This window comes from Streptomyces antnestii, from assembly GCF_004005495.1.
In the GTDB taxonomy this organism is placed as follows: Bacteria; Actinomycetota; Actinomycetes; order Streptomycetales; family Streptomycetaceae; genus Streptomyces; species Streptomyces antnestii.
Genome location: NZ_RZYA01000013.1, coordinates 71,271 through 92,485, shown reverse-complemented (window position 1 = coordinate 92,485; position 21,215 = coordinate 71,271). Strand labels below are relative to the sequence as shown.

The window sequence follows — 21,215 nt, the reverse complement described above, 5'->3', positions numbered from 1 at the left end:
GGAGCGCGGGCCTCCGTCCGGTTTGCGGAAGAAAAGCGGGTGAAGTGGGGGCAAGGGCGACTTCGCCTGGGCTCTCTGGCTCCGGAACCGGTCCGTCCCGTCGATTACAGTGCTGCGCAGTCGTCGCACGCGTAACGAGACCGGAGGGGAGAGCTCCCCGTGGCAGCCCCACTGACGCCCCAGCAGGGCGGATCCTCATCTTCCGTATGGGGCCGCGCCGAGCAGCAGGACTTCCGCAGCCGGGTGCGAGGCGCCCTCGTCGGGGCCGCGCTCGGTGACGCCCTGGGGGCGCCGCTGGCCGGGCTGTCCCTGGAGGAGGTCCGGGCCGCGCACGGGCCGCAGGGGCTGACCGACCTCGCGCCCGCGTACGGGCGCCGCGGCGCTGTCACCGCCGCCACCCAGCAGGCCCTCTTCACCGTGGACGGCCTGATAAGGGCGCAGGTGCGGCGCGACACGGGCGCCTGGCACCCCCCGACCGACGTGCACCGCGCCTACCTGCGCTGGGCCGCGACCCAGCGCGACTGGGGCCCGGACGAGCGGCGCAAGGAAGACGGCTGGCTGGCCCGTGAGGAGTGGCTGTACTCGCGGCGCGGGGCCTCCCGCGACTGTCTCCTCGGCCTCGGCAACGACGTCATGGGCACGCTGGACAAGCCGAAGAACCCTTCGGCGGCCGGGCCCGCCGCGGCCGCCCGTTCGGGCCCGTTCGGGCTGCTCGTCGGCTGGGAGCCGCAGCTCGTCTTCCAGCTCGCCGCCGAGTGCGCGGTCCAGACCCACGGCGCACCCGCCGCCTACCTCTCCGCCGGCGCCTACGCGGTCCTCGTGCACGGGCTGGCGCGCGGCGAGAGCCTGGACGGCGCCGTGCAGCGCGCCCTTGTCCTGCTGGCCGCACGGCCGGGGCACCAGCCCGTCACGGACGCCCTCAAGCACGCGCTCGGCGCCGTCCGCCAGGGCATGCCGTCGGCGCCCCGCGTCGACGAACTCGTCGGCGACGGCCTCGCGGAGGGCGCCCTCGCCGTCGCCGTGTACTGCGCCCTGGTCGGCGAGGACATACGGCACGGCCTGTGTCTCGCGGTCAACCACGGCGGCCCGTCCGAGACAGCCGGCGCGCTGTGCGGGGGCCTGCTCGGCGCCCTGCACGGCGAGACGGCGCTGCCGCCTGGCTGGGTCACCGAGCTGGAGGGCCGCCCCACGGTCCTGGAGCTCGCCGACGACTTCGCGATGGAGATGACGCAGGGCCCGGCCCTGCACAGTCCCGTGGCGTCGTCACCGGGCTGGCTGGCGCGCTACCCGAGGGCGTGACCCGGTCCATGTGACGGCGCGGGGCATAAGGGTGTCTACCGCATCAGCTCGCCCGCGTTGACCAGGAGCGACTGACCGGTGATGGCGCGCGCCCGGTCCGACGCGAGGAACACCGCGGCGTCGGCCACGTCGCCGTCCGTGGCCAGGTCGGGCAGCGCCATCCGCTGGGTGAGCCGCCCGAGGACCTCTTCCTGCGGCACGCCCTCGGTGTGGGCGGTGAACTGGACGAACGCCTCGACCGGCGGCCCCCACATCCAGCCCGGCAGCACGGTGTTGACCCGGACGCGGTGCGGGCCGAGCTCGCGGGCCATCGAGTACATCGCCGAGGTCAGCGCGCCCTTGGAGGCCGCGTACGCCGCCTGGTGCACCTCGGAGGGCGCGGCCACGGACGACTGCGTGCCGATGATGACGACGGAGCCGCCGCGCTCCTTGAGGGCGGGCAGGCAGGCCCGGGTCATGCGCAGGGTGCCGAGCAGGTTCACGTCGATGACCTGCTGCCACGTCGAGAAGTCCGCGTCTTCGAGCCCCCCGAAGTGACTGTCCCAGGCGGCGACATGGACCACGGCGTCCACTCCGCCGAACCGCTCGCGCGCGAGCGCCGCGAGTGCCTCGCACTGCTTCTCGTCGGTGATGTCCGTCGCCGCGTACGCGGTGTGCGCACCGTCCGGGTCGAGTGCGGCGGCGGTCTTGGCGAGGTTCGCCTCGGTGCGGGCGCCGAGGACGGCGTTGCCGCCGTCCCGCAGTACGGCCGCGGCGACCCGCTGGCCGAGCCCCGCTCCGACCCCCGACACGACAACTGTCTTTCCGTTCAGCAGCATCCGGTCGCCTCCGGGCTCTGGCAGTTTTTCTGACGGGGCGTCAGAGTAGGCCCGTCCGGTGGATGAAGGAAGGGGAGCGTCGTGAGCGAGGACACGAGGAGCGAGGTGTACGCGGAGCTGGCGTCGGTCGGCCCGTACGGGGTGCGCCCCGGGCACGCCCTGATCACCATGGTCGAACCGCACCCGGGCCATGAGTACGCGTACAACCGCTGGTACGAGGACGACCACTACTACGCCGGCGCGATGGCGATGCCGTGGATGTACGCGGGCCGCCGCTGGGTCGCCCCGCGCGAACTCCAACTCCTGCGCTACCCCGAGAAGTCGGCGGTCGCGCAGCCGGTCACCGCGGGCTGCTACATCTCCACGTACTGGGTCACGGAGGGCCGTTACGACGACCACATGAAGTGGACCGTCGGCATCAACAAGCGGCTGAACCGCGACGGCCGCGTCTATCAGGACCGCACGCACGTCTTCACGGCGTTCCAGGACCACGAGGCGACGGTCTACCGGGACGGGGCCGCCGGCCCGCGCGACTTCCACGCCCTGGACCACCCCTACAAGGGCCTGGTCGTGGAGGTGATCGACGCGGAAGGTCCCGAGCAGCGCGAGGAGTTGCTGGAGTGGCTGCGTTCGAGCCACCTCCCGCGCCGGCTCGCGGGCTCACCGGCGGCGATGGTCACCGTCTTCCGCCCGACACCGCTGCCGGGGGACCGGATGACGTACGTGAAGCAGGTCGAGGGCGTCGACACCCGCCTGACGCTCCTGTGGTTCCTGGAGGAGGACCCGGCGGACTGCTGGGAGGAACACTTCACGGGCCTGGACACGGCGGTGGAGGAGTCGGGCCTGGGCCGGGTGGAACTGGTGGCCCCGTTCATCCCGACGGTGCCGGGGACGGACAGGTACGTGGACCGGTTGCGGTAGGGGGAGGCTTCGGGGTTCGGGCTTCGGGGTGAGAGAGCCGGAGGGGCGCGCCGGAGGCGAACGAACAAAAAGAGATGTGCCGAGCCCCCTCGGCTAGGACGGCGGGCCAGTCGAGAGGGCTCTGTCAGTGGTGCGGTGGTGCTGAGTGGTGATGAGGGTTCGCTCCGATCCCTCAGGCGGCGTCGAAGGTTCCGGCGCCGACCCCGGTCACGAAGGAGTTCCATGTATCGGGGGCGAAGCCGATCGAGGGCCCTTCGGGGGCCTTCGAGTCCCGCACCGCGATCGCGTGCAGGACGGGGGACTTGACCTCGACGCACGCGCCGTTACCCGTGGAATAGGAGGACTTGGTCCAGGAATTCGTGGCGCCCTGCTGGATTGCCATGTTTGCTCCGGTTCAGCCAGTGGTCGAATTTACTGCCACCGCTTCTGTGAAGCGGTTTGCGCCAACGTGGTGACTTGTTGGCGTGATCGACGCTACTCGCCAACATCGCTTGGCGAAGCGGCCATTCACTCGACCGGATGGCATATTCCAGTGGGGTCTTCCGCCCCGCTGCGGCGAAGGTGTACCGTGCGGCGCCCTTCGTGAGCGGGGCGGAATCCGGAGCTCCGGATCCCAAATTCAGGATCCCTTCAGAGCGCGTACTCCTGGGCGATCTTCGCGATGAACTGTCGGGATTGCTCCACATTAAGAGCCTGTGCCCGCAGATGCTCGTACATCACGCTGTATTTCTGCACATCATTGGCTTTCTCCAGATAAAGATCACTGGTGACGCCCTCGATGTAGACGACGCTCGAATCCGCGGCGTCCGGGAACTCCAGAATCGCGTACTGCCCGTTCAGACCCGGGTGCGCGCCCATGTCGAACGGGATCACCTGCACGGTCACGTGCGGCAGTTGCGACTGGGCGACGAGATGCTCCAGCTGCTCGCGCATCACCTCGCGGCTGCCGACGACGCGGCGCAGCGCGGACTCGTCGAGGACGGTCCACAGGCGCAGCGGGTTGTCCGGTGCGGCGATCCGGTCCTGGCGGCGCACGCGGACCTGGACGCGCTTGTCGATGTCCGTCGGCGTGGTCTCCGGGAGCGCGCCGGTGATGAGCGTCTCCGCGTAGGCCCGGGTCTGGAGCAGGCCCGGCACGACCTGCGGATCGTAGACGCGCAGGCTCGCCGCGTCCGTCTCCAGGCCGATGTAGACGCTGTACGGGATGTCGCCGAAGGAGTGCCACCAGCCTTGCTGACGCGAGTCCTTGGCCATCTGCATGAGGGAGTCGACGATGCGGTGGTCCTCGACCTCGTAGACCCCGCACAGGTCACGGACGTCGCGCTGGCTGATGCTGCGCCGCCCGTTCTCGAGCCTGCTGATCTTCGACTGGGAGACCAGGAGCCGCTCGGCCACCTCTTCGGCGGTCATGCCTTTGAGCTCGCGGAGCCGGCGCAGCTCCTGGCCCAACCGGCGTCGCCTGACGGTGGGATTGACGTTGGACGCCACGGGACGTGCACCTCCGGCTGCGTGCCTCTGTGATTTTTTGCGTATCTTGCGAATCTGCTGCTCAGCAGATTGCCACCCTGGACTTCATACCGCTGGGAAACGGCGGATATGCGCCGCGGACACGACAGTTGGGCGCGCGGCCGGAGATGTGCCCGGAGATGTGCCAGGAGATGTGGCCCGAGTTGTGGCCTGAGGCGTGGCCGGACATGCGGCCGCGCGGGGCGCCGGTCCGTGGCGTCGTCGTCCTGACGTCCGGATCCGGCACCCCGCGCGGCTCAGCGGCTCCCGAACCGGTCTTTGGGGACTGCGGTGCGGCGCTGTTGCGGTGCTGCGGGTGCTGCTGGTTCTACGGGTACTGCGGGTGTTGCGGGTCGCTCAGTGCGCCACGGCGCGGGCCATCGACCCGTGCCCGTGGTGCGGCTGCATCGGAACCCTGCCGGGCTCCGGTGCTCCCCGTCCCGGCGGCGCCGGGCTGCGGCGCGGCTGAGCGGCCGCACCGTTCTGGACGTCCATCACGGCGTGCGCCACGAGGCCGCCCATGGGGTCGTGCCTGATCAGATCCCGCAGCCGGGAGCGGGACGATCGTCCCTCGTTCCCCGGATACAGGTGCTTGCCGAGTCCGACCGCGTGGGCCAGTGCGGCGAGCGCCGCGGTCCGTGGGTCCGGCGGTACGCCGGTACGGATCGCACTGTCCAGCCGGGTCCTGATCTCCCGGCTGATCGCCGTGTCCGTCGCCTGGTAGCGAGTCGTCGGCAGCACTCCGCACATCTGGCCGGCCACGGCATGGACCATGCCGCACCTCTCCAGATGCGAGAGATATGTCTGGCGCAGCCCCAGTCGGGGCCCGCCGATCCAGTGCACCGCGCGTACCGGAGCGCCGCGTCTGCGCAGCAACTCCAACGCACAGTCCAATGTCGGATCTCCGGTCGGCCGTGGTGCGACCACGGCGATACGATCCCCGTCTGGGGCTATCCGTCCGGCCAGCGCCAGCTCTACTAGCTGTGCTCCGGCCAGACCTAGGTCGAGCGACTGCGGCTGCGCTGTGGTACCCGTGGCCGGGTCCAGAGCGAGCAGCAGAAGCTCCTCCGGAATTGTTCTGCGGCTCCTGCCCATCCATGCCTCCCCGCGTGGATGAATGACAGGGTGACCCCTCTCACATTGGTCTGTCGAGAGTGCGTGGGGGCTATGTGCGGGAACCGGCAGGTATGTCGTTCTCGTCTACCTAGGGGGTTAAGCCCCCACACAGGACACTGGTACATGGTTCGGACAGTGGCGTAGCGCGTGGCGCGTAGCGAGGAGGCATCGGTGGCGGGGACCCCCGACAGGTCGGAGCAGCAGGAGTCGTCGGGCGGAGGGGCCCCGGAGGAACGCGACCCGAGGCTCGCGATGGCGATGAAGTCGCCGGAGCGGGTCGATCAGGCGACGGCGGTGTTCTCGGTGCGGGATGTTCCGGCGGCGGGGGCGGAATCGGGCTCGGCGACGGATTCGGACGCGGCGGAGGATTCGGCGACGGATTCGGACGACGCGAGCGCCGACGTGAGCGCGGATGCGGATACGCCTGCGAAGTCGGGACGCGATTCGGAGTCGGGCTCGGCCGAGGGCTCGAATTCGGACGCAGATTCGGACGCGGACTCGGCCGAGGGTTCGGACTCTGACTCGGATGAGGATTCTGGTTCCGGTACGGAGCCGGGTTCCGGTGATGAGCCGGGCGACGCCCGTCTGCGTGCCGCGGTGGCGGCGTGGGTGGCGGGTCCGCGGGACGGCTCGGCCGACGGCGCCTCGGACGCCCCTGAGGCGTCCGGCGAGGACGACGAGCCGGCGGAAGCTCCCGAGGCCTCCAGCGAGGACGACGAGCCCGAGGATGCCCCCGAGCCGTCGGACGCTGAGCCGGAAGCCGAAGCCGAAGCCGAAGCCGACGCCGAAGCCGACGCCGACGCTGAGCCGGACGACGCGAAGCCGGAAGCCGACGCTGAGGCGGACGACGCCGAGCCCGAAACCGACGTGAAGCCGGAAGCGGACGCCGAGCCGTCCGACGCGAAGCCGGAAGCCGAAGCCGACGACGCCAAGCCCGAAGCCGACGCCGACGCGAAGCCGTCCGAGGCTGACGCGAAGCCGGAAGCGGACGCCGAGCCGTCCGACGCCAAGCCCGAAGCCGAAGCCGAAGCCGACGACGCCAAGCCGGAAGCCGACGCCGAGCCGGACGAGGCCAAGCCCGAAGCCGACGCTGAGCCCGACGACGCTGAGCCCGACGACGCTGAGCCCGACGACGTCGAGCCCGACGACGCCAAGCCCGACGCCGGAACCCCCCGCGTCGACCAGGCCACCGCCGTTTTCAAGGCCGTCAAGCCGCCCACCAAGCCGCCTGTCGACCAGCCCACCCAGATGCTCAAGTCCCTCGGCAGCGGGACCGGCACCGGCGCCAAGCCGGCCGAAGCCAAGCCCACCGGCGCAAAGCCAGACGGAGCCAAGCCCGCCGACGCCAAGCCCGCCGAAGGCAAACCCGCAGCGGCCCAGCCCGCCAAAGCCAGCCCCGCTCAAGCCGGCCCCGCCAAAGCCGGCCCCGCCGAGTCCGACGCTGAGCGGACCAGCAAGTTCGTGCCGCTCAAGAAGGCCCACCTGGGTGGGTCCGGCGCTCTGCCGGAGGCGGTGGCGGCCGTCGGGCCCGAGCGGACCACGCAGCAGCCGCTGCCGCCCCGCCCGCCGCTCGACCTGCTCGCCGAGCTGACGAACACGCCGCCGCCCCCGGAGACCCGGGTCCGTACGGCCGTGCGCAGGGTCAAGATCTGGACGCCGCTCGTCCTGCTGCTCGCGGTCGTGTTCGCGGTCGTGCAGGCCGTACGGCCGCTGCCCACGCCCACGTTGGCGCTGACCGCGAAGCCGACGTTCACGTTCGGCGGCGACAAGGTGTCGCTGCCGTGGCCCGCCGAGGGCCAGGGCTGGATGGACGTCAGCGGCATCGGCAAGATGGATCACTTCGGTGAGCAGAAGCCCGTGCCGATCGGGTCGGTCGCCAAGGCCATGACCGCGTACGTCGTGCTCAAGGATCACCCGTTGCAGCCGGGCAAGGACGGGCCGTCGATCGACGTGGACGCGAAGGCCGAGACGGAGGGCGGCTACGACTCCGGGGGCGAGTCGACGCTGAACACCGTCAAGGCGGGCGACAAGCTCAGCCAGAAGGACGCCCTGTCGGCGATCATGATTCCGTCGGCGAACAACATCGCGCGGCTGCTGGCCCGTTGGGACGCCGGTTCCGAGGAGGCGTTCGTCAAGAAGATGAACGCCGCCGCCAAGAAACTCGGCATGACCGGCACGACGTACACGGACCCGTCCGGGCTCAAGGAGACGACCGTCTCCACCGCCGGTGACCAGGTCAAGCTCGGCAACGAGCTGGTGAAGATCCAGGCGCTGACGGACATCACCAAGCTGCCGTCGTGGAAGGACCCGTCGGGCAAGACCTGGCAGAACTACAACCGCCTCGTGCCGTACAACAACGCGGTCGGCGTGAAGACCGGTTCGACGACGAAGGCGGGCGGCAACCTGCTGTTCGCGGCGACGAAGGACGCCGGCGGCGAGACCGTGACGGTCGTCGGCGCGGTGCTCGGCCAGCACACCGCGCCGATCATCGACACCGTCAACGCGGTCAGCAAGACGGCGATGCTCGCGGCGCAGGACGCCGTGAAGGCGTCGGCGATCCTCAAGAAGGGTGACGTCGTCGGGTACGTGGACGACGGGCTCGGCGGGCAGACCCCGGTCGTCGTGGACAAGAACGTTTCGGCGGTCGGCTGGGCCGGGCTCACCGTGAAGCTGGAGCTCGGCGACGGTGCCGCCGCCATCCCGCACAAGGCCAAAGCCGGGACGAAGGTCGGTGTCCTCAAGGTCGGCGACGGCTCGGGCGGCGCGGTCGAGGTCCCGGTCAGCCTGCAGAAGGACCTCACGGAACCGGGCTTCAGCGCGAAGCTGACCCGCGTCGGCTGACCCGAGTCGGCTGACGCTCGAACAGCGCGACAGAGCCAGGGAGCTACGAAGCAACAGCGCGGCGCGGGGCTCCGGGGGAACAACCCCCGGGGCCCCGCGCCGCGTCGCGTGCTAGCGTCGCGAGACCGGGGCAGCACCGGGACGTGTCCCGGGGGCGACCCTCTCGGATTCCCGGTGGGGAACGACACGTACGGGGAGTGCCTTCAGTGGCGACTGCGGAGCCGACGCGCGCGGGCGACGACGCCGAGCCGGGTGCGGAGTCGACCGGCACCGGTAGCGGCACCAGCACCAGCACCGGCATACGCACGGACGCCGCCCCCCGAATACACCCCAAGGCCCCCCAGGCCCCCCAGACCTCCCACACCCCTCAGACCTCCCTCCCCGCCCCCACCACCCGTTTCGCCGAACGCCGGATCGGGCGATTTCTGCTGCACCCCGTCACCGTCGCCACCGCCGTCGCCGCGGCCCTGCACATCCTCTGGTTCTTCACGTTCGCGAACAGTGGGGGAGACCTCGCGGCGCAGGACGCCTGGGCCGAGTTCGTAGGGCGGCATCCCGACTCGGCGTACAACCTCGCCTGGTACGGCGGCATGCACCCGGTGTCGTACAGCGTGGTGTCGCCGTATCTGATGTCGGTGCTCGGAGTGCGGACCACGATGATGCTCGCGGGGACCGCGTCCGCCGCGCTGCTCACCATGATCCTCATCCGCAGCCGGGCCGTGCGGAAGCCGATGTGGCCCGCGCTCGCGGGTGTCTACGGGCTGCTGTGCAACGCGGCGTCGGGCCGGGTCACATTCGGGCTCGGCATGATGTTCGGGCTCGCGGCCGCCGCGACCGTGTTCTGCTGGCCGTACCGCTGGCGCTACAAACGCTGGGCGAAGGCCGTCTGCGCGGCGCCCCTCGCGGGGCTCGCCACCCTCTGCTCGCCGGTCGCGGGGCTCTTCGTGGGCCTGGTCGCGGTGGCCCTGTTCCTGCAGAGGCGGCGGCCGGGCGCGTACGCCCTGGGTCTCGCGCCGGCCGCCGTCGTGGCGCTCTCCGCCTGGCTGTTCCCGTTCTCGGGCACCCAGCCGATGTCGTTCGGATCGGCGTCGCTGCCGATGGTGTTCGGGGTGCTGTGCTGCGTGCTCGTGCCGAAGGAGTGGCTGACGGTCCGCATCACGGGGGTCGTCTACGCCCTGTCCGTGCTGCTCACCTGGCTGATCAGCTCGCAGATCGGCTCGAACATCACGCGGCTCGCCATGCTGTTCGCAGGTGTGGTCCTGCTGGCCGCGCTGCCGTTCGCGGTGCCCCGCTCGCGCAAGTGGTACGCGATCGTGGTCGCGTTCACCGGGTTCATCGTGTGGATCGGCGACAAGACGGGCGACGACGTCATCCACACGACGCCCGCCGCGTCCTGGGCGCGCGAGCTCGCCCCCATCGTCAACGCGCTCCAGAAGGTCGGCGCGGAGCGCGGCCGCGTCGAGGTGGTCCCGGCCCGCTCGCACCGCGAGGCGTCCGCGCTCGCCCCGTACTTCAATCTGGCCCGCGGCTGGAACCGTCAGGCCGACATGGAGCGCAACCCGCTCTTCTACGACGACACGCTCAACTCGGCGAACTACCACGACTGGCTCGGCCGCTGGGCCGTGCACTACGTGGTGCTGCCCAAGGGCGAGCCGGACGGTGACGGCGGCGAGCGGGAGCGCGAGCTCGTCCAGCGCGGACTGCCGTATCTGAAGCAGGTGTGGGGCGACGCGAACTGGCAGCTGTTCGAGGTGACCGACGCGAGCCCGCTCGCCGAGCCGAACGCCGTCGTGGACCGCGCCGATCAGGGCGAGTGGACGATCGACGTCAGGAAGCCCGGCGTCATCCTCGTCCGGATCCCCTACTCGCCGTGGCTCAGCCTCGTCGACGCGCAGGGCAAGAGCCTCGGGGCGCCGCGCGAGACGGCGGCGTCGAAGCTGGCCCGCGAGGAGGACGACAGCCTCCCGAAGACGTACGAGAACGTCAACGGCTGTCTGACGCAGACCGAGGAGGACGCGTCCGGCGACCGGTGGACCGAACTGGTCGCCCCGAAGGCGGGCACCTACCGCCTCGCCTCGCCCTACCAGCTCCCGCGCGGCACGGCCTGCCCCGAGGAGCTCATGCCCTAGGGAGGGTCGCCCTGGCTGCCGGGCGGCGCGCAGATGTCGTCCGGTACGCGGACCGGTCCTGACCGGCCGGACGGGGTGCCGGCGATCTCGCTGCGGACGGTCTCCAGCTGGGACAGGAGCGTGTCGAGGGTGCCGGGGCGCGGGTCCTGGAAGTACGTGAGGACGGCCCGGTAGAACGCGTCGCGCAGCACGGGCGGCATCACGTCCGACGCGTCGAAGCACAGGGTGTCCGCGTCGCGGGTCAGATACGAGGCGATGGCCTGGCCGGTCGCGTCGCCCGGCTGCGGGTCGCTCGCGTCGGGGAAGAAGGGCCGCAGCTCCTCGGGCGCGGCCCGCGACCAGCCCGCCCGGCCGCTCTCGCTGGTCAGGAGCTTGACGAGGTCCTGCGCCGCCGGGTTGTGGGTGAGCACGGCGGCCATGTCGCCCGACACCTCGTACGTGTCCTTGTACGCGGCCTGCCCCCGCAGGTAGCGGGCGGACGGTTCGACGCGCAGGGCCTCGCCGGCGGCGCCGGGGTAGAGGTAGCGGATGAAGGAGCCCTGGTGCTCGTGGGTGCAGCCGGGGAGTGAGCCGCCGAGCAGTCCGCGCCGCGGGTCGTCGGGGTGGGCCGGGTCGGGCGTGCCTTCGTAGGACATGGTCAGGGACTGTTCGACCGAGCGGGTCGAGCGGGGGCCGAGGAGCTGGGCCCAGGTCGTGAAGGCGCGGCGGACGGCCGGGTCCCGGTACCAGTCGAGGCGTCCGGTGGCCCAGCGCGTGTAGGTGTCGGGGCCGGCCTGGTGGAGCAGGATGTCCTCGATCCAGTCGGTGCCGGGCCAGCCGGAGGTGGCCTGCGCGGCCATCGCCACGCACCAGTTCGGCGGCCCGGGCGGGGTGGCCCGTTTGCTCCACACGAGGCTCTTGAGGTTGACGCGCAGCGGCACCCAGTAGGTGCGGCGCCTGCCGTCGAGCATGAGGGTGGGGGACCAGGGCGGGTAGGCGCGCTCGGCGGCGCGCGGGGACAGCGGTTCGAGTTTGCCGTCGGCGGCGTACTCGGTGAGTTCGCCGATGCTGTTGAGGATGGCGACGTCGGGCGGGGCGCCGGCCTCCAGCTGGGCGACGAGGGTCTCGCGCAGGGAGCGGGTGCCCTTGTAGACGTAGCGGTCGCCGCGACCGGCGGACAGGCGCTGGAGGGCGTCCTCGAAGGCGGCGCCCTCGGCTCCGGTCCAGGGCCCGAGGACGACGACCGTGCGGTGGGCGGGCCCGCCCGCGCAGCCGCCGGTGAGCGCGGCGAGGGCGAGCAGACAGGCGGCCACCAGGACACGCACGGCTCGCCCCCTCATACGGCGGCCCCCGGGCGCCCCACGAGCAGGTACTCGCGCCGGTACGCGTGCAGCGTGGCGCCGATGACGGCGGCGGTGAGCAGCCCGACTGGCGTCACCCAGGGCGCGGCCCCGTCGACGGCGGGAAGTCTGCCCTGGTCGAGGGCGCGGTCCATCGCCCCGGCGAGTGTCACGACAGCGGGGGCGTCGCGTGCGTCGACGCGGTGGTCCTCGACGGCGACCTCGGTGCCCGGTGAGGTCGCCGTGGACAGGCGGCGGGCGAGGGGCACGGTGTCCTCCTGGGCGGCGTGCGCGCGCAGCCCGTCGACGGCGAGCAGGGGTACGGCGAGCAGCGGCAGCGCGGCGGCGAGCAGCGGCAGGCTGGCCAGGACGCGGAAGCGGATCCGCAGGAAGCGCAGGGTGCGCCACAGGCCGGCGGCCAGGAGTACGGACGCGGCGGCGGACACGGCGGTGACGGTGACGACGGCGGGGCCGAGCGCGGCGCGCTCCGCGAGCCGGTCGCGCAGGGCGTGTTCCAGGGCCGAGATGCGGTCGACGACGGTCGTGGCGTCGGTGCCGGTGGCGGGCTTGCAGCGGGGGTAGGGGGCGTAGCGGTCGGTGGCGGGTTCGGGGGGCTGGGTGGGGCAGAGCATGCTGAGCGCGTAGGAGAGTCCGGCCTTGCGCAGGGACACGTCGGAGACGTTGGTCTGGGCCCAGGCGATCCAGTGCTCGTAGCCGTCGACGAGACCGGAGACGACGTCGAGTTCCTGGCGTTCGGCGGCGGTGAGGGCGCCGCCGCGGGCGACCTGGCTGAGGTCCTGGGCGGCGCCGGTGATCCGGGAGCCGTAGCGGGGGCTGAGTCCGCTCAGTTCCACGGCGTCCCCGGCGTCGAGGCTCACCTCGGCCTCCCGCTGGGCGATCCGCAGGGAGATCCGCGCGTCGGCGAGGTCGCGGAGCGCGGGCGCGAGGTGGGTGCGGATCGCGGCGGAGTCGTCGCGCAGGGACGTGGCGGTGTAGCCGAGTCCGGCGAAGGCGACGGCGGCGAGGAGGGGGAGGGCGACGAGGCGGTCGTGGAGGTAGGCGCGGTTGCGGGGCGGGGCCGCGGTGCGCCGCCCGCGCGGCCGGTCCGTCGCCGGTACGGGCGGCGCCCAGAGATACCGCCACAGGACGCGGACGGCCCGCCACAGGGCGAGGGCGCCGCGCCACAGCGTCCGCAGCCCGGCGAGCAGCCCGTTGAGGAGCGCGGCGAGGAGCACGCCCGCGCGACGCGCCGCCCGTATCTCGCTCATCCCCTCTCCCCCATCCTCGTCCTTCTCGTCCTCGTCATCGGTCCGCGCCCGAAGGCCGGGTGCCGGGGAGCCGGGGCAGCAGGCGCGGCGGGCGGGGCCGGTCGCGGCGGTGCCACAGTTCGAGCGGTCTGACCAGGTAGGCGCGGTCCAGGAGGCGTTCGGCGACGGCTTCGCCGTGCGGGCTGTCGGAGCGGGCGGCCTGCCGGGCGAGCGCCCGGTAGAACTGTGACAGCTGGCGCCTCAACTCGACCTGTTCGGACGGGAATTCGAGCCGCCCGCCCGCGTCCCGGGCGTCCTCGTCGCGCCGCCGTGCCGCCTCCGACAGGCGGACGAGGTCCGCGGTGTCCACGCTCCGCCGCGTCACGAGGCGCTGAGCGGCCTCCCACACCTCGGCCTTCATCCGGACGCGGGCCTGTTCGTCGGTGAGCCCGTGTTCGTTGAAGAGGCGGGCGAGCCGGGTCAGCGCGGTGCGCAGCCCGTCGGCCGTCGTCGCGTACTCGACGGCGATGCGCACGGTCGCGGTCCGGGCCGGCGTGCGGTGCCGCGAGTGCTGCGGTACGGCGTCCAGCGCGTCGATGGCGTACGTGTCCGGGGAGGTGCCGCCGAGCGCGAGGCGGGCCCGGGCCGCGCCGAACGCCGCGCTGCCGAGCGACGGGTTGCGCAGCCGTACGGCCTCGTAGAAGGTCAGCGCCTCGTGCCAGTGGCCGAGCCGCTCGGCGCAGTGGCCGAGGGCCAGTTTGGGCGCGTACTCGCCGGGGATCGCGCCGTACACCTGGTCGAAGTAGTCGCGTGCGGAGGCCACGTCGCCCTCGGCGAGGGTGAGGAGGCCGCGGTGCCAGTCGATGCGCCAGTCGTGCGGCGACAGTTCGGGCCCGATGCCGGCGACGGCGCCGTCCAGCTCGCCGGCGGCGGCCTTCAGGTCCGGGGGTTCGCCCGCTGCGCGGTCGGCGCGTACGGCGACGCGCAGCCGGAGCCGGCACCGCAGGAGCCGCACCTCGGGGGAGTCCCGCCAGTCCCCGGTGTGCTGGAGCAGCGCGGCCGGGTCGGCGTCGGCGAGGCGGCTGAGGCGGTCGTGGTGGGCGTCGTGCGGGTCGGGGCGCGGTGCGGGGAGGCGGGCCGCGGCGTCGGCGGGGGACGGCGGCTCGTGGAGCGGGCCGAGCGGCGCGTGCCCCGGCCCCATCACCCCTGACCCCGCGTCCCCCCACCCCGCGTCCCCGGAGGCCGTGTCCCCCGACCCCGCGGAGCCCGACCCCGCGCCCCCCGACGGCGTGGCCCAGCGCGGCAGCACGGGCGCCACACCGAGCGCCCCGTCAAGGGCGTACGGCGACTGCTCGAACAGCGGTGACGGCTCGAACGTCTCCTGGCCGGTCCGCAGCGACCTCAACTCCCGGAAGACACCCCGGAGCTGGTCGGCCATCTCGTCGGCGTCCGCGTACCGGTCGGCGGGTTCGGGCCGGGTGGCACGGCGCAGCGCGCGGGCCAGCGAGACGAGCCCGAGGCCTTCCGGGGCGGGCGTCGTGGTCCGCGCGGCGGCCTCCGCCGTCACGGGGTCGCCCGCGCGCAGCCGGTCCAGGGCGCCGAGTTCGGCGAGCGCGTGGGTTCCCGCGCCGAGCCCGCTGAGCGTGCGCAGCGTCTCGCCCAGGCTGAACAGGTCGTCGCGCGGCGTGGACGCGCCGGCCACGGCGGGCGGCGCGAGCAGCACGTTCGGCGCGCGGAACCCGTCCGTCGTCAGGCCCGGGGCGCCCTCCTCGCGGATCGACCCGACGTCGATGACCTTGGTGGTGGCGCCGTCGTGCATCACGTTCTCCGGCTTCAGATCGCCGTACACCTTGCGGGGTGCGGGCCGTGCGTGGAGATGGTCGAGCGCGGACAGGACGCGGAGCCCGTACGCGAGCACGAACTCGTGGAAGCGGGAGCCGCCGAACCGGTCGGGGTCGTGGGCGGCGAGCGCGCGGATCTCGTCGAGGTTGAGCCCGTCGACGTACGGCAGGACGAGGAAGGGGCCGACGCGGGTGTGGCGGCCGTAGTTGAAGACCGCGATGATCCCGTCGTGGTGCAGGTCGGCGAACGCCTGCCGCTCGTCCTCCAGGGAGCCGAGGCGCGGCGCGACCTGACCCGGCCTCAGCGTCTTCACGGCGACTTCGCGGTCGTCGATCTTCGTGTCGAGCGCCAGATACACGTCGCCCATGCCGCCCTGCCCGAGCCGCCGCACGACCCGGTACTGCCCGGCCAGTAACTCGCCCTGTTCAAGGGCCGGTTCACCGGGTCCCGCGGCCCGTCCCCGGTCGTCACGCGGCCTGACCTCGGGCAGTGCCGTCGGGTCCGGTCCCTCCTCGGGCAGCGTGACCCGGGCGTCGCGCGGCCTGTCCGGGGAGGGCATCACGAACAGGGGGCCGGAGGACCGAGTCATCGGCGTCCCCTGAATTCTCCGGTTGCTCCCGCGTCCCCCTGCATGCTGCCTCAGGATAGGGGCGCGGCGTCCGGATGGCGCCCGTTCGTAGGCCTCCGGCCTGATCGTGGAATGGAGGCCCCGCCCCGTGACGACGAGTACCGGCACCAGACCGTACGCGGCCCTGAACCCCGCCCTGATCCGCTCCAGCCTCGCCGTCGTCGAACGCCGCGCCGACTCCCTCACCCAGTACTTCTACGCCCACCTGTTCAAGCACAACCCCGGTCTGCGGGCCATGTTCCCGGAGCGGATGGAGGAACAGCGCGACCGTCTCTTCGCCGCCCTGACCGCGGCGATCCTGCGCCTTGAGGACACCGACGCGCTCGTCGCCCAGCTGCGCACCCTCGGCTTCGACCACCGCAAGTTCGGGATACGCCCCGAGCACTACCCGGCCGTCGGCGAAAGCCTGTTGGCGGCCCTGAAGTTCTTCTCCGGCAGCGCCTGGACCCCGAAGACGGAGGCGGCCTGGCGCGCGGCCTACGTCCTCATCTCCAAGATCATGATCGCCGGCGCGGAGTCCGCACCCGCGACGGAGCCCGCCTGGTGGGACGCGGAGGTGATCCGCCACGAGCGCCGCACCGAGGACATCGCCGTCCTCACGGTCCTCCCCGACCGGCCCTACGGGTATCTGCCGGGCCAGTACGCGACGCTGACGGTCCCCGAGGCGCCCCAGGTCTGGCGCCCGTATTCCGTCGCGAACGCCCCGCGCGCCGACGGCACCCTCGACTTCCATGTCCGCCGCGTGGACGGCGGCGTCCTGAGCACCGCGCTCGTCGAGGCGGTCGCCCCCGGCGGTTCCGTCCGCCTCGGCCCGGCCCTCGGCACGACGACGCTCCCTCAGTCCCCGCGCGGCGAGCTGCTGTTCGTGGCCGGAGGGACCGGCTGGGCCCAGATCAAGGCGCTCGTCGAGGAGTTCGCCGTCTGCCGGGGCGACGCGACCGCCACGCTCCTCGTCGGCGCCCGCGCCGCCCACGACGTGTACGACGCCGGCGTCCTGGAACTTCTCGCCGGCGCGCACCCGTGGCTTCGCGTGCGTGCCGCGTTGCCTCCGCGTGAGGGCGGGCCCGGCGACGCGGACGCCGCGCTCCTGCGCGAACTCGCCCGCCACGCGCCTGCCGGTCGACCCCAGGTGTACGTCAGTGGCCCCGCCGGCATGGTCGAGATGGTGGAGGCCCGACTGACGGCGCGGCATGGGGTGCCGCCTGCCCACGTCCACCACGATCCTGTGGTCCACCCCGGCACGGGTGAGCGTCCGGAGACGGCGGCGGAGTGGTTCCTGATGAAGCGCGAGGTTCCGTGGATACGGCCGCGTTCTTAGGGTCAGCTGTCTCCGGCGGGGGTGTTCTTCGAGTCGCGGATGTGGATGGCGGCGGACGCGGTGAGGCGCCGCGCTCTGCGAAGAGCGCGGCGCCTCGTTCTCATGGCCGGTGCGGTGGCACGGTCAGTGCCGGGGGATCAGCGGCCGTCGGCGTCGGGGACGTTCGGGTAGATGTGGTGCTGCGGCGCGGGCATCTTGCTGTGGCTGCCGCGGATCGCCTTCCAGATCTCCTCGTTGAGGGCCGCGGAGTCGGCCTGGTCGGGGGCTCCGGCGATCTCCTGCGGGGTCATGGCCAGGGACGGGAGGACCGAGGGGTTGGTGGCCGGGCTGGTCTGGGTCAGCGCCTGCTCGCGCATCGCCGGCTGGGAGCCGACGGGCGGGGCGTACGAGACCCAGATCGGGTAGTTGCCGACCTGGATCGGCGTGCCGGCCTTGCCGGTCGCGGTCGAGATCGGGACGAGCCTGCCGTCGCCGGCCGCGGTCGCGAACACGGTGTTGCCGTCGGGTGAGACCGCGACACCGCTCGTGGCGGAGCCGGCGGTCAGCCCGGGCTTGGCCGTCCCGGTCGCGATGTCGATCGGGGTGACCTTGTCGCCACCGGTGTTCGCCACGTACGCCGTCGCTCCGTCGGGCGACATGCTGATGTTGAACGGGGTCGCGCCGGCCTGGATCCGCTCGCGCGGGGTGCCGGTGGCGAGGTCGATCGGCGTGACGTCATTGGAGCCCATGTCGGTCACGTACGCGGTCCTGCCGTTGGGCGTGATGGCGATGCCGAACGGCTGGCTGCCGGTCTTGACCGGCGTACCGGCCGTACGGGAGTCCGTCCTGACCGGGGTCACCGTGTCGCTCCACTTGTTCGCGACGTACAGCGTGGAGCCGTCCGGGGTGATCGCCAGGTTCTCCGGGCCGTTGCCCACGGCGATCTGCGCGCCGGCCTTGCCGGTCGCGATGTCGACGGGCTGGACCGCGTTGTCGCCGTAGGCGCTGACCCACAGGGTCTTGCTGTCCGGGCTGACGGCGAGTCCGGCCGGGGTCCTGCCCACCGGGATGGTGGAGACCACGGCGTCGGCGGCCACGTCGATCACGCTGACGGTGTTCGAGCCCTGGTTGGCGACGAACGCCCTGGTGTGATCGGGGCTGACGGCTATGGTGCCGGGGGCCGATCCGACCTGGATGTCGGCCAGCTTCTTGCCGGTCGACACGTCGACGGCGGAGACGCTGTTGCTGGAGTAGTTCGCGACGAAGGCCTGCGGCACCTCGGCGGTGTGCGGGTCCGGTACGACGGTGGCGACGGTCGCCTTCTGCGAGCCGGTCATGCTCCCGTTGATGGCGTAGTCCGCCTGCACGGTGAAGCGCTGCTGGCCGGGCGTGGCCCCCGAGGGCACCTCGACCTTCCAGGTCAGCGTGGAGTCCGCACCGGGCGCGAGCGTCCCGAGGTCCGACGAGCCGTCAGGCGTGGCCTTCCAGCCGTCCGGCGTGGTCAGCCGCGCCTTCGCGCCGGACAGCGGGGTGCTGCCCGGGTTGGTGACCTTGCCCGTGACGGTGATGGTCTGCCCGGGCTTCACGATCGGGTCGGAGACGGTCGCCGTGACGCTCGGCGGCGTGACCGAGCTGTACGGAGCGAAGTTCGGCTTGTCGGTGAAGGAGTAGATCATCGGCAGCGCGGCGGCGTCGTACTGCGACATCGGATCGACACCCAGGAACAGCTCCATGGTGCGGAGCATCGACACCTGGCTGTAGAAGTGCGAGTCGACCTTGCCGGTCTGCGTGTACGGGCTGATCACGTTGGCGATCGTGCGGTGCGCGTCGATGTGGTCGGGGCCCGCCTGGGCGTCGTCCTCGACGACGAAGATCGCCGTGTTCTTCCAGTACTTCGAGTGCGACACCGTGTCGACGATCTTGCCGAGCGCCACGTCGTTGTCCGCGACGAGCTGCTTCGCCGTCGCCCCGCCGGCGGTGTGGTCGCGCGGCAGGTCGATGAACTGCATGGTGGGCAGGTTGTCGTGGGCGACGTAGCCCTGGAACTCCTTGTTCCAGAGGTCGTAGCGGTGCGCGTCGGTCACGCCCATGTCGAACCACGGGAACGCGTGGTTCGTCGAGGCGTCGAGCAGCGGGTCGTGCGCGCAGAAGTCGCCCTTCGCGCACTTCACCTTCTCGTCCTGGCCGATCCAGTTGTCCGGCACCACGAACTGGCCGTAGTTGCGGAACGGCACCTTCTTCTGCGCGAGCTTGTCCCACAGGTAGGCGTGGTCGGGGTCGGCGCCGGCGGCGGCCACGTCGGGGTGGTAGCCCTCGGAGTCGTACTCCGAGCCGTTGCCGGCGTAGCCCTGCGCCGTGGCCGTCTCGTTCTCGCCGTTGGAGCTGGCCTGGGTGGCCCACTGCCAGCCGTTCTGGCTGACCTCGCCGTTGACGTAGAAGTTGTCGAGGGTGACGAACTGGTCCGCCAGCTTGTGGTGGTTGGGCGTGACGTCCTTGCCGAAGACCGCAAGGGAGGGGTCGCCCTTGCCCTTGTGGAAGTCGCCGAGGACCTGGTCGTAGGTGCGGTTCTCCTTGACGACGTAGATCACGTGCTTGATGGGCGAGGAGTCACCGACGCGACGCGGCACGATCGTGCCGGTCTCCTTGCCGTCGAAGCCGCGCACGCCGTTCTTGCCGTCGAAGTCGTTGTTCTGGCGCACCTGACGGGTGTACTTCGCGAGCTGGTCGGCGTCCGGGACCGGTACGACCGAGAGATAGCCCTGGAGCTGGCGCTCGATGTAGGGGTGGCTGTCGGGGTTCGAGGGGTCGGTGCCCTTGTTCGGACCGGTGCCGAGGCCCTTGGCGCTGGTGACGAGCAGCCGCTTGCCGTCGGGGGTGACCTGCACGCCCGTCGGGTACCAGCCGGTGGGTATCAGGCCCTTGACCTGGCCGAACTCGCCGTGGTCGGAGACGTTGACCACGGCGACGTCGTTGTTGCCGCCGTTGGTGACGTACAGCGTGGCCTTGTCGGGGGAGAGCGTCAGGTTGGTCGGCTGGCTGCCGCCGTGCGCGTCCTTGAAGGGGGCCAGCGAGATCGTGTCGCCGACCTTGTCGGTCTCGGTGTCGACCACCGAGACGGTGTCGTTGTCTCCGTTGGCGACGAACAGCCGGTGGTGCCCCGCGTCCAGCAGCATCGCGTTGGGGTGGGTACCGACCGTGATCGCGGGCTTCGGGGTGAGCGTCAGGCCGTCGACCGAGAAGACCGAGACCGTCTTCGCGCCCTGGTTGCTGACGTACGCGGTGCGCCCGTCCTGAGCGAGTGTCACGCCGTACGGATAGAGGTCCACCGGCGCCTGCGCGGTCCTGCCGGATTCGACGTCGACGGCGATCAGGGCGCGGGCGTACTGCCCGCTGGCGTACACGGTCTTGTCGTCCGGGGAGACGGCGACCGTCTGCGGGTACGCGCCCTTGGGCAGGGGGAGGGAGCGCCGCACGCTCAGCTTGCGGGCCGCGGAGTCCCAGTCGAGGACGAGGATCGCGTTCTTGCTCGCCGTCGCCAGGAAGGCCTGCTTGCCGTCATGGCTGAACACAAGGCCCGGCGCCACGCCCTGGGGCACGGAGGTGTTGGAGGTGTCGAGCTCCAGCTCCTGCACGAGCTTGCCGTCACCGGCGTCGAGCACCTGGACGGTCTGCTTGCCGTTCGCGTTCCGCACGATGTTCGGTACGACCACGGAGTGGCCGTCGGGCGAGAGCACCGCGTTCGCCGGGAAGAAGCCGGCCGCCTGCTGCTTGCCGGCGGGGGTCACCTGCCAGCCCGCGGGCGTGTATGCGGTGCCGTCGCCCTGTGGGCCGGCGTGCTCGAAGGCGCCCAGGGAGAAGGCGAGACCGCCACCCAACACGAGGGCACTCGCACACAGGGCGGCCGTGACCGTGGTGCGTGACCTGCGTTCCCGTCCTTGCAGAAGTCCTGTCCATCTCACGGTTGTTCATGTCCCTTCCGTGAACATCGGTTCGCCCCTCGCCGGGTGAGGGGGAGACCGGAGCGTTGCCCTCCGGCCTCCGAGACCTTCGTTGCCACAGGCGACGGGCAAGGCTGTTCACGCTGTCGTGGACATGAACTGGTGCCAACGGTTGGGACTAGACACGTTATGGATCCGTTATGCGGCTACGCGATTGCGGGCCCTGCCGGGCGGGCGGATCCTGGAAGGGCAGCCCGCGCGCGAAGCGAGGCGTGCCGTGGCAGCCGGGGGCGCCCGGACGCCGGCGCCCGACC

13 protein-coding genes are annotated in these 21,215 nt (G+C 71.9%); 5 read left to right on the top strand and 8 right to left on the bottom strand.

The window, feature by feature from the left end; genetic code table 11:
• Positions 1–159: 159 nt before the first annotated feature.
• Complete coding sequence (locus EOT10_RS25255; protein WP_223281184.1) at positions 160–1,299, top strand: ADP-ribosylglycohydrolase family protein; 1,140 nt, start codon at positions 160–162, stop codon at positions 1,297–1,299.
• Positions 1,300–1,334: 35 nt separating this feature from the next.
• Here EOT10_RS25255 and EOT10_RS25250 read toward each other — a convergent pair whose 3' ends face one another.
• Complete coding sequence (locus EOT10_RS25250; RefSeq protein ID WP_127830615.1) at positions 1,335–2,117, bottom strand: SDR family oxidoreductase; 783 nt, start codon at positions 2,115–2,117, stop codon at positions 1,335–1,337.
• Positions 2,118–2,198: 81 nt separating this feature from the next.
• Between EOT10_RS25250 and EOT10_RS25245 the strand changes: the two genes are divergently transcribed.
• On the top strand, positions 2,199–3,038 hold the full coding sequence (locus EOT10_RS25245; RefSeq protein WP_127830614.1) for a hypothetical protein: 840 nt from the start codon (positions 2,199–2,201) through the stop codon (positions 3,036–3,038).
• Between the two features lie 172 nt (positions 3,039–3,210).
• On the opposite strand, the gene EOT10_RS25240 is transcribed toward EOT10_RS25245, so the two are convergent.
• The 3 genes from EOT10_RS25240 to EOT10_RS25230 form a co-directional block, all read right to left on the bottom strand.
• Positions 3,211–3,420, bottom strand: a complete 210-nt coding sequence (locus EOT10_RS25240) for a DUF397 domain-containing protein (protein ID WP_127830613.1) — start codon at positions 3,418–3,420, stop codon at positions 3,211–3,213.
• A gap of 248 nt (positions 3,421–3,668) precedes the next feature.
• On the bottom strand, positions 3,669–4,526 hold the full coding sequence (locus tag EOT10_RS25235; protein WP_127830612.1) for a helix-turn-helix domain-containing protein: 858 nt from the start codon (positions 4,524–4,526) through the stop codon (positions 3,669–3,671).
• 375 nt (positions 4,527–4,901) lie between these two features.
• Positions 4,902–5,639 (bottom strand): GOLPH3/VPS74 family protein, encoded by a 738-nt coding sequence (locus tag EOT10_RS25230; RefSeq protein ID WP_127830611.1) that lies wholly within the window; start codon positions 5,637–5,639, stop codon positions 4,902–4,904.
• A gap of 192 nt (positions 5,640–5,831) precedes the next feature.
• Here EOT10_RS25230 and EOT10_RS25225 point away from each other — a divergent pair, with 192 nt between their 5' ends.
• Positions 5,832–8,501, top strand: coding sequence for a D-alanyl-D-alanine carboxypeptidase (locus EOT10_RS25225; protein ID WP_223281183.1), 2,670 nt, complete (start codon positions 5,832–5,834; stop codon positions 8,499–8,501).
• 206 nt (positions 8,502–8,707) lie between these two features.
• A complete protein-coding gene (locus EOT10_RS25220; RefSeq protein ID WP_127830610.1) occupies positions 8,708–10,630 on the top strand; it encodes a DUF8823 domain-containing protein in 1,923 nt (640 codons plus the stop codon).
• Here the strand turns inward: EOT10_RS25220 and EOT10_RS25215 are convergent.
• The 3 genes from EOT10_RS25215 to EOT10_RS25205 are packed head-to-tail and all read right to left on the bottom strand — an operon-like array spanning position 10,627 to position 15,627.
• Positions 10,627–11,934, bottom strand: a complete 1,308-nt coding sequence (locus tag EOT10_RS25215) for an ABC transporter substrate-binding protein (RefSeq protein WP_223281182.1) — start codon at positions 11,932–11,934, stop codon at positions 10,627–10,629. The two genes, EOT10_RS25220 and EOT10_RS25215, sit on opposite strands and share 4 nt — an antisense overlap.
• An 11-nt stretch (positions 11,935–11,945) precedes the next feature.
• Positions 11,946–13,217: a hypothetical protein gene (locus EOT10_RS25210; protein WP_189492059.1), complete on the bottom strand. Its 1,272-nt coding sequence runs from the start codon at positions 13,215–13,217 to the stop codon at positions 11,946–11,948.
• 34 nt (positions 13,218–13,251) lie between these two features.
• Entirely contained in the window at positions 13,252–15,627 is a 2,376-nt protein-coding gene (locus tag EOT10_RS25205) for a serine/threonine protein kinase (RefSeq protein ID WP_223281181.1), read from the bottom strand.
• Positions 15,628–15,754: 127 nt separating this feature from the next.
• Here EOT10_RS25205 and EOT10_RS25200 point away from each other — a divergent pair, with 127 nt between their 5' ends.
• A complete protein-coding gene (locus EOT10_RS25200) occupies positions 15,755–16,984 on the top strand; it encodes a globin domain-containing protein (protein ID WP_127830608.1) in 1,230 nt (409 codons plus the stop codon).
• A 137-nt stretch (positions 16,985–17,121) separates the two neighbouring features.
• On the opposite strand, the gene EOT10_RS25195 is transcribed toward EOT10_RS25200, so the two are convergent.
• Entirely contained in the window at positions 17,122–20,922 is a 3,801-nt protein-coding gene (locus EOT10_RS25195) for a beta-propeller fold lactonase family protein (protein ID WP_127830607.1), read from the bottom strand.
• Positions 20,923–21,215: the final 293 nt, after the last annotated feature.

Excerpts from the sequence above, each read along its gene's own strand:
- EOT10_RS25250 (WP_127830615.1), bottom strand. The coding sequence starts at position 2,117 with ATGCTGCTGAACGGAAAGACAGTTGTCGTGTCGGGGGTCGGAGCGGGG.
- EOT10_RS25240 (WP_127830613.1), bottom strand. The coding sequence starts at position 3,420 with ATGGCAATCCAGCAGGGCGCCACGAATTCCTGGACCAAGTCCTCCTAT.
- EOT10_RS25230 (WP_127830611.1), bottom strand. The coding sequence starts at position 5,639 with ATGGGCAGGAGCCGCAGAACAATTCCGGAGGAGCTTCTGCTGCTCGCT.
- EOT10_RS25210 (WP_189492059.1), bottom strand. The coding sequence starts at position 13,217 with ATGAGCGAGATACGGGCGGCGCGTCGCGCGGGCGTGCTCCTCGCCGCG.
- EOT10_RS25205 (WP_223281181.1), bottom strand. The coding sequence starts at position 15,627 with ATGACTCGGTCCTCCGGCCCCCTGTTCGTGATGCCCTCCCCGGACAGG.